This window comes from Moritella sp. Urea-trap-13 (assembly GCF_002836355.1).
Classification (GTDB): Bacteria; Pseudomonadota; Gammaproteobacteria; order Enterobacterales; family Moritellaceae; genus Moritella.
On the sequence record NZ_PJCA01000017.1, the window covers coordinates 1 to 379 of the forward strand.

Consider the following 379-nt stretch of genomic DNA (forward strand, 5'->3'; position numbering starts at 1 on the left):
ATTAAGCAATGATACGGATGCTGAGAGCGACAATTTAACCGCCATCAAAGTCAGCGAGCCTGCGAATGGGTCGTTAACACTCAACAGTAACGGTACGTTTAGTTATACCCATGATGGCAGTGAAACCACGACGGATTCATTTAGCTATAAAGTCAATGATGGCACGGTCGATTCGAATACCGTGACAGTGTCCATCAACATTGCTGCACAAAATGATACGCCAGTGGCGCTGGTTGATAGTTACAGTGTTGATGAAGGCGCTACGCTGAATGGTTCAACGGTCTTGAGCAATGATAGCGACGGCGATAATGATAACTTAACCGCCATCAAAGTCAGCGAGCCTGCGAATGGGTCGTTAACACTGAACAGTAATGGTAGT

The 379-nt window shown here is 46.2% G+C and carries 1 protein-coding gene; it reads left to right on the plus strand.

The annotated features are described in order from the left end of the window. On the plus strand, nt 1–379 hold a 379-nt coding region (locus tag CXF93_RS02910), incomplete at both ends, for an Ig-like domain-containing protein (RefSeq protein WP_198551573.1).